Genomic DNA, 13696 nt, shown 5'->3' on the forward strand with positions numbered 1-13696 from the left:
TATTTAATACCCTAGCACTCTAGGCTAATCGACTGCCTCGTAATCAGCAGTTACCGTGTCATCGTTTTCAAAACCGTATCCAAACTCTTCCTCTAGCGTTGAGCTAACGTTGCCGTTATCTTCTGCGATGGAAGTCTCGTCTGAATAGTCATAATCTGGATTATCCTGGTTGATCTGCTGATACACTGACGCGCCAATTGCAAACAGGGCTTGCTGGAGAGCATCTAGCCGTTGCTTCATCGCTTCAACGGAAATGGAGCGGTCAGCGATCGCCGCCCGCAGTTCAGCCACTCGCTCATTTGCCTCTGCTTTAAGACCATCAGTAATAAACTGAGCATTATCCCTGAGCGTTGTCTCCCAGCTATAGAACAGCCCATCTGCCTGATTCCGCAATTCCACCAGTTGCTTGCGGCGCAGATCATCCTCTGCGTTAATCTCCGCATCTAGCTTCATTTGCTCGATCTCAGATGGGGTTAGTCCACCTGTGTTGGTAATTCGCACGCTTTGCTCTCGCCCGGTGCCCTTATCTCTAGCTGCCACCTGAAGAATGCCATTTGCGTCAATTTCAAACGACACCTCAATCTGAGGCACTCCTCTAGGTGCAGGCGGAATGCCCGCTAGCTGAAATTTACCCAGACTTTTATTGTCTTTTGCTAAAGCTCGTTCTCCTTGCAGAACATGGATTTCGACCGAAGTTTGACCATCGGTCGCGGTCGAGAATGTCTGCGTCTTGCTTGTAGGAATAGTCGTGTTTCGTTCAATGATTCGGGTAAATACTTCACCTAGCGTTTCAATGCCTAGAGACAACGGTGTTACGTCAAGCAGAAGCAAATCCTTGACTTCGCCAGCCAAGACACCTGCTTGCACTGCTGCACCTAACGCCACAGCCTCATCGGGGTTAACTGAGCGATCAGGAGTTTTGCCATTAAAATACTGGCGAATTGCGTCCTGAACCGCCGGAATTCGGGTAGAACCTCCAACCAGAATAATCCGATCGATATCCTCACCGGTCAGGTCAGCATCCTTGAGTGCTTGATTGACTGGCTCGATCGTGCTGAGTACCAGGTGATTGACTAATTCCTCAAACTTAGCGCGAGTTAGCTCCATTTCTAGATGCTTGGGACCCGTTTCATCCGCTGTGATGAACGGCAAATTGATTGAGGTCGTCAGCATGTTAGAAAGCTCAATTTTGGCTTTCTCAGCCGCTTCTCTCAGACGCTGAAGCGCCATTTTATCAATCGACAGATCGATGCCTTCATTTTCTCTAAAGCTATCGATCATCCAGCGCACCAAGGCATTATCAAAATCATCACCGCCTAAGTGATTGTTGCCTGAAGTCGCCTTGACCTCAAACACACCATCCCCTAGCTGTAAGACTGAAACGTCAAAGGTGCCGCCTCCGAGGTCAAAAACCAGTACGGTTTGATCCTGGTCTTGCTTATCGAGACCGTAAGATAATGCAGCGGCCGTCGGCTCATTAATAATTCGTAATACTTCTAGCCCTGCGATCGTTCCAGCATCTTTAGTGGCTTGTCGCTGAGCATCCGTAAAGTATGCAGGAACCGTAATCACAGCTTGAGTGGGAGGTTCACCCAGATAATTTTCAGCATCCTGCTTGAGCTTTTGCAGGATCATGGCTGAGATCTCTTGGGGAGTGTAGGTGCGACCCCGAATCTGCACGTCTACCGTGTCATCCTTACCTTTGATACAGGTGTAGGAAACTCGAGTTCGCTCAGTTTCGGTATCATCCCAACGCCGACCAATAAATCGCTTGATGCTGAAAACAGTATTTTCGGCATTCGTTACAGCTTGTCGCTTTGCTAGCTGCCCCACCAGCCGCTCACCCGTTTTGGCAAAGCCAACAATGCTGGGAGTTGTCCGCCCTCCTTCGGAGTTGGAGATGACGATCGGTTGACCGCCCTCCAAGACAGCAACACAGCTATTTGTCGTGCCCAGGTCAATACCAATGACTTTTCCCATAATTAGCGGCTGTGAACGTGTTCAAGTGAATGAGTACAAAATGTAGATGAATTGAACTCATTTCTAACAGAGTATTCCGCAATTTTTCGGGAATCTGATCAGCTTAGCCTAAATTTTATGGGCAACCCCTTAGCAAAGCGACAGCTATAACCGTAGAAACAACACGCACCTCATCAAGAACTTGTAAATAAAGTACGCGTCTACTGAGATTCCCTTAACCGTCAGTCTCGCCCTGATATGCTTCATCCGAAGTTATCACGGGTTCTGGGGCGGTAGCAACTTTAACCATCGCATGGCGTAAAACTCGCTCACCCAGGAGGTAGCCTCGTACTAACTCCTCGATCACAGTGCCCTCAGCATGTTCGTCTGTTGCTTCTCGCATGACAGCTTCATGCAGATTGGGGTCAAATTCTTTGCCTTCAGAACGCATAGGCGCTACGCCAACCCGCTTGAGACAATCAACCAGCTGCTTGTAAACGCTCTGGTAGCTCTTGTGGATATTCATCTCCTGATCAGTTTGCGGCTTGATCTGCGATCGCGCCCGCTCAAAGTTATCGACCACTGGCAGCAACTCGACGATCGTGGAGCATTTGACCTGCTGCTCCAAGTCTTCCTTCTCTTTTTGAGTCCGCTTGCGGAAGTTGTCAAAATCAGCGGCAATCCGCATGTACTGCCCCGTGCGTTCTTCAACCTGAGCCTTTAAAGACTCGACTTGTTGAGTTAGCTCGGCGATCGCTCGACTGTCTACCTCAGCTTCTACAGGCTGAACCTCTGGCTCAGCTTCTACAGGTTCAGCTTCAGCTTCGATCACTTGCCCCACAGACTCCGGGTCCGCAGTTGAATACTCTGAAGCGACCTCTTGACTATTTTGTACCGTTGCCTCATCGGGCATTGTTTCACTCTCCACTTGCTGTACATCCTCTGAGGTATCAGCCTCTGACCCTTGAACGTTCTCTAGCTGCTTTTCTTCCTCAATCATTGTCTACTATATCCAGAACCTAGAACTGAATTTCTCGTGGGCTATTTCCAATTAAACCGAATCCGTTGTCAAAACTTTGCTAATTTGTTGTCTTGATTTGGGAAAGGTCTTCAATGGATACGAGTTCATCTATGGATGATTCTAACGATTAAGCGAATTGGACAATGCTTTTTAACCCAGAGCGTTTGGGTAGAGAGCCAAATTTGGTCGTACAGGCTATTATCGTGAACACAAAGTTTAGCTATTTAACCCCATCCAACCGAGTACTACTCTATCGCAACCCGATACGGACAAATCTCTGGTAGTTTCCGACTAGCCTCTTCAGGTTTCATCGCACTATGATTCTTTCATGGAGTTCTTTGAAAAGTGCGACGCTTCCAAGGCCTAGCAAATTTCTCACGCAGCCTTAATTAACTTTAGCTGCGAGTCGATTATCCTCATAAACGCTCTGGTAACAATCCTGAGACCCTCTTGTAAGGAGACTTTCTGCATCAGCTATGGCTAATTCCCCGTCACAGCGCCGTGCCCTAATCGTCCAGCATAATTTTTCGCCCTTTAGTAACAAACTGATTCAGTCGGGCTACATCAACAACGAGCAGATGCAGCAAGCTCTAGTTGAAAGCCGTAAGTCAGGCAGACCCCTGACCGAAGTGCTGGAGATGATTACAGGGCAGCAGCTTCCGCCGGACTTGTTACGCCAATACAAGAAGCAGCAGCTATTTGAACTTAAAATTCTCTACGGCGTTGAGTCTCTCGACCCGGAAATCAACCAGATTTCCTCAAATCAAGTAAGCCTGCTGATTGACACGCTGATTCCAGTTGATTTTTGCCGTCGCCATCGGTTGGTGCCCGTGTCTAAGCAGGAGGGAGATTTGCCCTATGTCCTCGTGGCAATGGTTGATCCAGACAATCTAGATGCACAGGACGACTTGAATCGACTGTTGAGACCCAAAGGGTTGGGGCTTCGGCGGATGGTGATTACCGCAGAAGATTATCAGCGCATCATCAATCATTATCTTGACGAGCAACAAGAGCGGGAAAAGCAGCGTGAACAGGAATCGAAGGTAGATGTTAAAGCAGACCTGGAGGTTCTAGACTACTTAGACCTACAAGAAGCACCAGGCGATCTAGATGCAAACCTAGATGAGGCTCTGCAAGATGCAGAGGCGGCTCCAGTCATTGCTCTGGTCAACAAAATCATGGTCAAAGCTCTGCAGGAGGGGGTTTCTGATATTCATATCGAGCCTCAGGAAGAGTCTTTGCGGGTACGCTTTCGTAAGGATGGTGTACTGCGACAAGCGTTTGATCCCCTACCCAAAAAAATTGTGGCTGCGGTGACAGCCCGTTTCAAAGTCATCGCTGAGCTAGATATCGCTGAGCGTCGCCTGCCCCAAGATGGTAGAATTCGGCGGATTTTTGATAATCGCAAAATTGATTTTCGGGTTAGCACACTGCCTAGCCGCTACGGAGAGAAAGTCGTTCTGCGAATTCTAGACAACTCTGCGACTCAGCTTGGTCTAGACAAACTGATTACTGACCCAGATACCTTGCAGATTATGCAGGAGATGGTTGCTCGTCCATTTGGGTTGATTCTGGTCACTGGCCCAACCGGATCAGGTAAAACCACGACGCTATATTCAGCGCTGGCAGAGCGAAATGACCCCGGCGTCAATATCAGTACAGTTGAAGACCCAATTGAATATACACTGCCAGGACTGACTCAGGTTCAGGTCTTGCGGGAGAAGGGCGTAGATTTTGCTTCAGTGCTGCGGGCATTTTTGCGACAAGACCCAGATGTGATTCTGGTAGGTGAGACGCGAGACAAGGAGACGGCGAAGACGGCGATCGAAGCTGCTTTAACAGGACACCTTGTCTTAACAACGCTACATACGAACGATGCAGCCAGTGCGATCGCCCGTCTAGACGAGATGGGTATTGAACCCTTCATGGTCTCCAGTTCTCTGATTGGGGTACTGGCCCAGCGTCTAGTTCGTCGAGTATGTAGCGAATGCCGCATTCCATACAACCCATCCCACGAAGAACTGGCTCGGTTTGGACTTTCTGTCAGCCACGACGCTGAAATTACGTTTTATAAAGCCAACTTTTTGCAAGCAGAAGAAATTCTGCTTGCAAGAGAAGCAGGAGAACTTTGCTCAGCCTGCGGCGGCATTGGCTACAAAGGTCGCTGTGGGGTTTATGAGGTGATGCGCGTTACCGAGCGACTACAAACCATGATTACCGAGGGTGCGCCCACCGAACGCATCAAGGAAGTAGCGGTCGAAGAAGGCATGAAAACGCTGCTGTCCTACAGTTTGAACCTGGTACGTCAAGGGTCTACGACGCTAGATGAGGTTGAGCGGGTTACATTCACCGATACAGGCTTAGAAGCAGAGCTAAAAGCTAAGCGTAAGAGTTCATTGACCTGTCGAGTCTGCGGTGCTGAGCATCGTCCAGAATGGTTAGACTGTCCCTACTGTACGACTCCCCGTTTCCAGGATTAGAAGTTTTTCCTGGAGTATGTATCATCCAAATCATTGTTCAGCTTGAAGCATCGTCAGCGATGAAAGCCGCTAACCCTGCATCACCAAATTTAAAGGAGAAAAACAAATGGAGTTAATGATCGAAGATTTGATGGAGCAGTTGATTGAGATGGGTGGATCGGACCTTCACCTCTCTGCTGGGTTGCCGCCATACTTCCGCATCAGTGGTCATCTAACTCCGATTGGAGATGAACCACTGACCTCTGAACAGTGCCAGCGACTGATCTTCAGTATGCTCAACAATACTCAGCGGAAAAATTTAGAGCAAAACTGGGAACTCGACTGTTCCTACGGGGTAAAGGGATTGGCTCGTTTTCGCGTAAACGTTTACAAAGATCGAGGAACCTACGCCGCCTGTTTGCGGGCGCTCAGCTCCAAAATTCCTAGCTTTGAGAAGCTTGGGTTGCCAGATGTAGTGCGTGAAATGGCAGAAAAGCCAAGAGGCTTGATTCTGGTGACTGGTCCTACTGGCTCTGGTAAGACAACAACGCTGGCAGCGATGATCGACCTGATCAATCGGACTCGCGCAGAACACATTCTAACGATTGAAGACCCCATTGAATTTGTCTACGAACCGATCAAGAGTCTGATCCACCAGCGGCAGTTGGGCGAAGACACCAAGAGTTTTTCTAACGCGCTAAGAGCTGCTTTGCGGGAAGACCCGGACATCGTCTTGGTTGGAGAGATGCGTGACCTGGAAACCATTTCTCTGGCTATCTCCGCTGCTGAAACTGGACACCTCGTCTTTGCGACTCTGCACACCAGTTCGGCGTCCCAAACCGTTGACCGCATGGTCGACGTGTTTCCTTCGGAGCGACAGCAGCAGGTCAGGGTTCAGCTTTCTAACTCCTTGGTAGCGGTGTTTAGCCAGACTTTGGTGTCGAGAAAAAATCCCAAGCCAAACGAGTTTGGGCGGGTCATGGCCCAGGAAATCATGATTGTGACTCCGGCGATCGCCAACTTGATTCGAGAGGGTAAAACCGCTCAAATCTACTCGGCAATTCAAACAGGCGGTAAGTTGGGAATGCAAACGCTTGAAAGAGTTTTGGCAGATCAATATAAAGCGGGGCTGATTTCCTTTGAATCCGCTATGTCTAGAACCTCTCGACCGGACGAGTTGCAACGCTTGATTGGCGGTACTGGTGCGCCAATTCCAACTAAGCCAAATAACTATGCGGGTGCTAACCCCAGATAATCTGCCAACGTGCCAGGATTGTTAAACCTGTCCAGGGATTGAGCCTGCACCTCAGAGACAATCCTGGCACCTGAAATCAATCTTTACTAGGGTGACAAAATTGGCTTGAATCCAGGTAAACTCCCCATTATTCCCTTTTTGTCCTCTTCTCTTCACACCCCCTTACTTACTCAGACGGTGAGACATGCCTACCTACGTTGTTCGCGCACGAGACGCTAAAGGAAACCCAAGACGGCAAAAAATTATGGCAGACACTCCTGCTGAAGCGCGTTCTACGCTGCGGGAGCAGGGATTGTTTGTTCAAGAACTGACTGAAGATCAGGGCTTGAACATGAACGTTGATTTGAGTCAGCTCCAAACTGCCTTGACCAACGTTTCAATCAAGGACAAAGCAATTTTTTCTCGTCAGTTTGCAGTGTTGATTAATGCTGGCGTGGCAATGGTGAGAGGGCTAGGCGTATTATCTGACCAGTGCCCTAATCCAAAACTTAAGAAAGCGCTGCAAGAAATCAGTTCAGACGTGCAGCAGGGTACTAACCTTTCAGACTCGATGCGAAAGCACCCTAAATGTTTTGATAATCTCTATGTCAGTATGGTGCAGGCTGGAGAAGTTGGGGGGGTGTTGGATGAAGTCATGAATCGTCTGGCAAAGTTGCTAGAGGACGTTTCTCGGCTGCAAAACCAGATTAAGTCAGCACTGACCTATCCGATCGCCGTAGGAGTGATTGCGATCTCCGTCTTTATTGGGATGACTGTCTTCCTGTTACCAATTTTTGCGGGCATTTTTGATGAGCTAGACGCAGAGCTGCCTGTATTTACTCAGGTGATGCTTCAGATCAGTGCATTCCTAAGAACACCTACTTATGTAATTGGTCTGATCATTATTCTGATCGTTTTAGCATTTGCCTATCGACAGTACTACAGCACCCGAGTTGGACGGGAAACGATGGATCGTTTCTTCCTGAAGATGCCTCTGTTTGGTGATTTGATCCAGAAGACTGCCACTGCTCGTTTCTGTCGTACCTTTGGTGCTTTATCTCGATCTGGAGTTCCCATTCTGACGGCTCTGGAAATTGTGCGAGATACTGCCGGAAACCAGGTGATTGCGAACGCAGTTGATGAGGCAAAGCGAGAGGTGCAGTCTGGCGGCATGATCAGTTTGGCATTGCAGAAAGAGCAGGTCTTTCCAGTAATGGCAATTCAGATGATCAGTATTGGTGAAGAAACTGGAGAAATCGATACGATGCTGATGAAGGTTGCAGACTTCTATGAAGATGAAGTTGAGCAAGCCGTCAAAGCGTTAACTAGCATTATGGAACCGATCATGATCGTCATCTTGGGTGGCATGGTGGGTTCGATTCTGGTTGCGATGTACTTGCCAATGTTTAAGGTGATGGATGCAATCCAATAATTCATCAAACCATGACTCGACAATCTCACTACGAAGAGTCTCTGGCGGACTATAGTGACCACTTAGGGGCGATCGCCCTACTCAAGCGATTTCGCCCCTATCTGGAAATGATCCCCAGTATGCGCCGCCCCAGCGAGAGCGTTATTACGATTCCGCTTCCCATCGTTCGGATTCGGGATGCAGCACCTGCAATCAGTGCAACAGAAGTCAGCATTGCAGCCGGACAAATGGTTCGGCTGCCCTGTGACGTTGGTATTTTGATGTGCGATCCAGAGTGGAAGATCAAGACGGGCGTAGAAATTTTTGTTTTTATCCATCGCCCTCAAGAAGATTTTTCAGAGCTACTGGGTCGTTGGAGACAAACTCAAATTTGGCTCGACAAAGGATATGAGTGGATGATGCCTCCCCGCCATCGACACATTCTGAGTGAGGGAGCTGATGAAACGCATCCGCTGTTTGTTACGTTCCCAGAAACTCCAGACCGCATCAGACGCGGTCTGCGTGGTGCTAGTCTGCCCTATGTGACAGAAAGCATTTATTCCGTTGAAGAAGAGCAGCAAGAGTCGTTAGAGACATTGGCGAATGATGAGGGATGAGTTAACCTTTGCCGCTGATTAATGCTTTAAAAGCGGTTCGTTCTTCTATGCTGCCGACTCCAAGCAGGCGATCGCCCTCCAACAGCAGCGTGTCTGCACCAGGATAACGGTTTACCTCCCTGCCACGCCGAATTGCCATGATCGTCACACCAGTCTTGTGCCGAATGTCAGCTTCTGCTAGCGTTAACCCATTCAAGGGAGAACTTGGCATTAATGTATGCCATTCCCCTTGAAGCCCTTCCATTGCAGTTTCTAAGTCAGTTACGACCAGTTCCGTTCGTTCGGGCACAATGTCGCGATAGCGCCTAGAGCGATAGGTATTAATTACTTTCAGAACCTGGTTAGGCTGACTGCCTAAATTAAGCAACAGATGCGCTCCCATTTCTAAAGCCGCCTCGAACTCAGGCTGAACGACCTCTTGCGCTCCGAGTTGGTAGAGTACGTCAATCTCTTGGTTAACGTGCGCTCTCACAATCGTGTCCAGATCGGGAGCCAAGCTTAGCACCCGCTTGAGTGTCAGCCGGGTGGCTAGGGGATCGGGTAGGGCGATCGCTAATGCCTTTGCCTTAGGTAGATACGCCTTTTGCAACACCAGCTCACTGGATGCATCTCCGTAAAGGTAAGGAATATCCTGATCTCGCAAAGCTTGAGCAGTCGCCTCATTGTTGTCAATCACCAAAACATGATGCCCTTGAGAATGCAGGAGCCGCACGAGTGTTTGCCCAACCCTGCCATAACCTGCCACCACGATGTGGTTAGAGATGCCTGCGTCAACCGCAATGGCACGAGGAGCTTGACTGTCGCGCAGCATTGAGCCAACCAGCGGCAATCTTTCTAGAGTGCTGAAAAGATAAGGAGATGCTTTGAGAAAAAATGGCGTAACCAGGAGTGTTACAGCGGTTGTGCCAACAGTCAGTCCATAGAGTCGGGGCGAAAACAAATCTAGACTTTGGGCAACTCCTGCCAGAACAAAGGAAAATTCTCCAATTTGGTTAATCCCTAGTCCTACCGTGAGTGATGTTTTAAGAGAATAGCCGAACAGCCGGACAACACCAGTCACAATCAAGGCTTTGCCAATCATGGCGATCGCCACCAACCCCAGCAGCACCCAAATATTTTCCAGTAAAAACAGGGGATCAATCAGCAAGCCAATCGAGGCAAAAAATAGCGTCGAAAACACATCGCGCATCGGCAAAACTTTATCTAGCGCCTGATCTGCGGAGTCAACAGATGAAATCATCAGCCCTGCTACGAAAGCGCCCATTGCGATCCCCAAACCCAACACTGAAGTTAGCAGCGCTACGCCCAGACAAAGAGTAAAAATCGTCAGAATGAACACTTCCTGGGAGCCCGTTCTGACCACCCGCCGCATAATCAGCGGAATCAGCCATATTCCCACAACCAGTGCTATGGCTATGAAAAACAAGGATTTCACCAAGGCGCTGATCAGTGCACCGCCGATCGCCTCTGGCGGTTGAGTCAAGGCAGGCAAAACGGCCAGCATAAGCCCTAAACCTAAATCCTGGGCAATCAGCATTGCCAGCATGACCTGCCCGTAGGCTGTCTGCACCTCGTTTCGCTCAATCAAGCTTTTTAGCACGACTGCCGTTGAGGAGAGAGAAAGCACGGCTCCCAGAAAGATGGCAGTCGGAACGGTATCTACCCAACCTGTCGCATAGGCTAATCCACCTCCCAACAACGTGGTCAGTAAAATTTGAATTGAGCCGCCCCCCAAGGCAATGCGTCGAAACTGCAGCAAGTCTGCCAGAGAAAATTCTACTCCCAGAGTAAAAAGCAGCAGTGCGACTCCGACCTCAGATAAAACTGCGATGTCGCCTTCTAACCTGACCAGCCCAAAACCTGCTGGTCCAACGACAATTCCACTCAGCAGATAGCCCAACAGTACAGGCTGATGAAGTCGGTTGGCTAAGTATCCTCCCAGCGTTGCAGTTCCAAGAACCGTAACCATCTCAACAATCAGCGTCAGTTCTTGAGCCATATTAGTTTTTCTCGATTAACTGAAGACTTTTTTCAGCAGGTCGAGTTTGCCTGCATAGGGTGGATATAAAATTTTGAGCCCAAACCAAAAGGATTTTTGCAGAATGCTTTTGTGATGGGAAAAGGTATCGAAACTGGACTTGCCATGATAGCTGCCAATTCCGCTATCGCCAACGCCGCCAAAGGGAAGTTCTGGAACGCCAATATGCATGATCGTGTCATTGATGCAAACACCACCAGAGGAGGTTTCTTGAAGCACTCGCTGCTGTAGCTGTTTGTCGCGCGAAAAGAGATAGAGCGCCAGAGGTTTGGATTTGCTGTTGATCAGGGCGATCGCCTCGCCGATATCTTCATACTCAATCACTGGCAGAATTGGCCCAAAAATTTCCTCTTGCATCACCGGATCATCGGGTGAGATCTGATCTATCAAAGTTGGCGCAATGTAACGCTCCTGCTCATTTGTTTTACCCCCTATCAGAATCTTGCCACTCTGCAGAAGGTTTGCTAATCGCGAAAACTGCTTGGGGCTTACAATTCTGGCATAGTCTGGACTTGTAGCCGGATCTTCTCCATAAAATTCCTGAATGCAAGTTTGAATCGCGGTCAGCAGGGCAGGTTTAACCTGACGATCAACCAGCAGATAATCGGGTGCAACGCAAGTTTGACCCGCATTGATAAACTTGCCCCAAGCAATCCGTCTGGCAGCATCCTCTAGGGAAATGTTGCGATCGACAATACAAGGACTTTTGCCGCCTAGCTCTAGTGTTACAGGAGTCAGATGTTGAGCCGCCGCAGCCATGACAATTTTGCCGATCGCCGTACCGCCTGTGAAAAAGATGTGGTCAAACTTTTCTGCTAAAACAGCTTTGCTGACCTCTACCCCGCCTTCTACAACACTGACATAGGCAGGGTCAAAGGTTTTTTGGATGATTTCTGCGACTAGCCGAGAGGTGCTTGGGGCAATCTCAGATGGTTTCAACAGAGCACAGTTGCCAGCGGCGATCGCACCCACCAGCGGTGAAATCATCAGTTGAAACGGATAGTTCCAGGGTCCAAGAATCAGTACAACCCCCAAAGGTTCTGGCAAAATCTTTGCCACCGCAGGAAACTGCGTCAACGGTGCGGCTACTCTCTTGGGCTTAACCCAAGTGCGAATATGCTTCAAGGCATAATCAATTTCTTGCGTTACGCCAATTTCAGTGGCAAACGTTTCAAACTCCGGTTTTCCCAAATCTTCTGCAAGTGCGCTCAAAATGGCAGCCTGGTGAGCGATGACTGCTTGCTTCAGGGCTTGAAGTTGAGCGATGCGAAAGTCAACGGATTTTGTCTTGCCGCTGTTAAAAAACTGTCGCTGCTGCTGCACAAGTTCGTGAACCTGACTGGTCGCTAACTGCACCATGCTGTCTCAACCTACTTCAAAAAGGGGAATCGCCTTAATTGTGACAGGTTCCACCAAAATTTTGGTAGGTAGACAAAGCGGATCCGTTCTAGAGATGAGTCGGCAACTCCACCGTAAACAGACTACCCTTGCCCAACTGAGATTCAACCTCAATGGTGCCCCGGTGCGCTTTGATAATTTGGCAGGAAAGATGTAGCCCCAGTCCACTACCCGATCGCTTGTGGTTGCCGTGGCGGAACGGCTCAAACAAAGAGCTGTGATACTCTGGCGAAATTCCTGGGCCAGTATCTTCGACTTCTACCTTGACCCAAGATTCAGCAGATTGGTCTGCCTGTGCGTGAACGGTAGTGCTGAGTCGAACGGTGACTGAGCCAGTGTCCGTAAACTTGACCGCGTTGCCGACTAAATTGGTAAAAACACGGTGTAGTTCCAGGCGATCGCCCCGCAGCTCAATCAGCTTATCATCGTTGGCAAGATTCGTTTGCAGAGCCAGTCCCTTATCGAGGGCAATCGGCATCAGCCCTTGCACAACCTCCTTAAGCAGTTGGCGAACATCGATTGGGGTCAGGCTAAGCGTCTTCCGTCCTGCCTCATAGCAATAAACCTGAAGCAAGGTATTGACCATATCGAGCAGATTTTGATTGCTGCGCTCCATGGTCGCCAGGGCCTCTATGACCTCAGGAGACAACTCGCCCAACGCCCCCTGCTGCAGCAACGACATCATCCGGTCTGCTGCTACAAGTGGAGTCCGCAGATCATGAGTAAGACGCGAGACAAAATCTTCACGCTGACGGGCAATTTGGTCTCGCTCATCAACACTGTGCTTGAGTCGCAGCAGCGATCGTACCCGGGCTAACAGTTCATCAAACTCAACGGGCTTACGAATAAAATCATCCGCACCAATATCCAACCCTTGCGACACACGGGGTTGGTCATGAGCCGTAATCAGTAAAATTGGAATAAACGGCAGCTTAGCGTTTTTACGGATCCGCTGTGTTACCTCAAAGCCATCCATGCCTGGCATCATCACGTCTAGCAGCAGCAGATCGGGTGGAGACGCATTAATGTAGGCGAGAGCATCGCTGCCATTGTTGAGAACGTCGATCTTATATCCCTCTTCCTCCAAAATTGCTTGAATTAAAAACGTGTTGTCGGGCGAATCGTCTACAACGAGAACGCGATCAACTTTGGAAGATCTACCAAATAGCGGCGAGTAGTCCATGAAAATAATTACTTAGTCACGATATATAGAAAGAACGACTGTCAAGAGCTTTTTTGAAGATCTTCTCATCCCGACCCGCTTTTTGCCTCCTACCAACGAAGTATTCTTCAGATTTTCTTTAGTATTTTTACTTACCCTACTTCCCCAGAACATCCCCTTTACGTCAAGACCATGAATCCTGCTCAGTGTTTTTACAGCGTTTCTACAAAAATAAGCTACAGATGGAAGGGCAGTGACGCGGGGTGCCCCTCCATTTGTAGTTCTAATGTTTAGAAGTGGTATTAGAGAATCTGTTGGATACGGCTTACAGCAATTTCCACTTGGATAAACTACGAATCCTTGTAAGGGCAGTTCGCGAACTGCCCCTACGCTATAA

At 49.0% G+C, this 13696-nt stretch carries 9 protein-coding genes; 4 read left to right on the forward strand and 5 right to left on the reverse strand.

Going from position 1 to position 13696, the window contains the following annotated elements:
* Positions 1 to 24 precede the first annotated feature (24 nt).
* Positions 25 to 1980 carry a molecular chaperone DnaK gene (gene dnaK, locus H6G00_RS29295; RefSeq protein ID WP_190799420.1) on the reverse strand — a complete coding sequence of 652 codons (1956 nt, stop codon included), beginning with the start codon at positions 1978 to 1980 and terminating at the stop codon, positions 25 to 27.
* 214 nt (positions 1981 to 2194) lie between these two features.
* Positions 2195 to 2959 carry a nucleotide exchange factor GrpE gene (grpE, locus tag H6G00_RS29300; RefSeq protein WP_190642739.1) on the reverse strand — a complete coding sequence of 255 codons (765 nt, stop codon included), beginning with the start codon at positions 2957 to 2959 and terminating at the stop codon, positions 2195 to 2197.
* A gap of 497 nt (positions 2960 to 3456) precedes the next feature.
* Here grpE and H6G00_RS29305 point away from each other — a divergent pair, with 497 nt between their 5' ends.
* The 4 genes from H6G00_RS29305 (at position 3457) to H6G00_RS29320 (ending at position 8701) form a co-directional block, all read left to right on the forward strand.
* Positions 3457 to 5460 carry a GspE/PulE family protein gene (locus H6G00_RS29305; RefSeq protein WP_190642740.1) on the forward strand — a complete coding sequence of 668 codons (2004 nt, stop codon included), beginning with the start codon at positions 3457 to 3459 and terminating at the stop codon, positions 5458 to 5460.
* Between the two features lie 106 nt (positions 5461 to 5566).
* Entirely contained in the window at positions 5567 to 6694 is a 1128-nt protein-coding gene (locus H6G00_RS29310; RefSeq protein ID WP_190642741.1) for a type IV pilus twitching motility protein PilT, read from the forward strand.
* 184 nt (positions 6695 to 6878) lie between these two features.
* The gene (locus H6G00_RS29315; RefSeq protein WP_190799421.1) at positions 6879 to 8105 is read left to right on the forward strand and encodes a type II secretion system F family protein; all 1227 of its coding nucleotides are present in this window, start codon (positions 6879 to 6881) and stop codon (positions 8103 to 8105) included.
* Positions 8106 to 8116: 11 nt separating this feature from the next.
* Positions 8117 to 8701, forward strand: a complete 585-nt coding sequence (locus H6G00_RS29320) for a hypothetical protein (RefSeq protein WP_190642743.1) — start codon at positions 8117 to 8119, stop codon at positions 8699 to 8701.
* 1 nt (position 8702) lies between these two features.
* Here the strand turns inward: H6G00_RS29320 and H6G00_RS29325 are convergent, their stop codons facing one another.
* The 3 genes from H6G00_RS29325 to H6G00_RS29335 form a co-directional block, all read right to left on the reverse strand.
* A complete protein-coding gene (locus tag H6G00_RS29325) occupies positions 8703 to 10700 on the reverse strand; it encodes a cation:proton antiporter (RefSeq protein ID WP_190799422.1) in 1998 nt (665 codons plus the stop codon).
* Between the two features lie 15 nt (positions 10701 to 10715).
* Entirely contained in the window at positions 10716 to 12098 is a 1383-nt protein-coding gene (locus H6G00_RS29330; RefSeq protein ID WP_190799423.1) for an aldehyde dehydrogenase, read from the reverse strand.
* A gap of 88 nt (positions 12099 to 12186) precedes the next feature.
* Positions 12187 to 13320: a hybrid sensor histidine kinase/response regulator gene (locus tag H6G00_RS29335; protein WP_190799424.1), complete on the reverse strand. Its 1134-nt coding sequence runs from the start codon at positions 13318 to 13320 to the stop codon at positions 12187 to 12189.
* Positions 13321 to 13696 lie beyond the last annotated feature (376 nt).

It is taken from the genome of Leptolyngbya sp. FACHB-541, from assembly GCF_014695875.1.
Taxonomy (GTDB): domain Bacteria; phylum Cyanobacteriota; class Cyanobacteriia; order Elainellales; family Elainellaceae; genus JAAUTN01.

Bases quoted from the DNA above. Each gene is read 5' to 3' on its own strand.
- H6G00_RS29330 (WP_190799423.1), bottom strand. From the start codon at position 12,098: ATGGTGCAGTTAGCGACCAGTCAGGTTCACGAACTTGTGCAGCAGCAG.
- H6G00_RS29335 (WP_190799424.1), bottom strand. From the start codon at position 13,320: ATGGACTACTCGCCGCTATTTGGTAGATCTTCCAAAGTTGATCGCGTT.
- H6G00_RS29305 (WP_190642740.1), top strand. From the start codon at position 3,457: ATGGCTAATTCCCCGTCACAGCGCCGTGCCCTAATCGTCCAGCATAAT.
- grpE (WP_190642739.1), bottom strand. From the start codon at position 2,959: ATGATTGAGGAAGAAAAGCAGCTAGAGAACGTTCAAGGGTCAGAGGCT.
- dnaK (WP_190799420.1), bottom strand. From the start codon at position 1,980: ATGGGAAAAGTCATTGGTATTGACCTGGGCACGACAAATAGCTGTGTT.
- H6G00_RS29320 (WP_190642743.1), top strand. From the start codon at position 8,117: ATGACTCGACAATCTCACTACGAAGAGTCTCTGGCGGACTATAGTGAC.
- H6G00_RS29315 (WP_190799421.1), top strand. From the start codon at position 6,879: ATGCCTACCTACGTTGTTCGCGCACGAGACGCTAAAGGAAACCCAAGA.
- H6G00_RS29325 (WP_190799422.1), bottom strand. From the start codon at position 10,700: ATGGCTCAAGAACTGACGCTGATTGTTGAGATGGTTACGGTTCTTGGA.
- H6G00_RS29310 (WP_190642741.1), top strand. From the start codon at position 5,567: ATGGAGTTAATGATCGAAGATTTGATGGAGCAGTTGATTGAGATGGGT.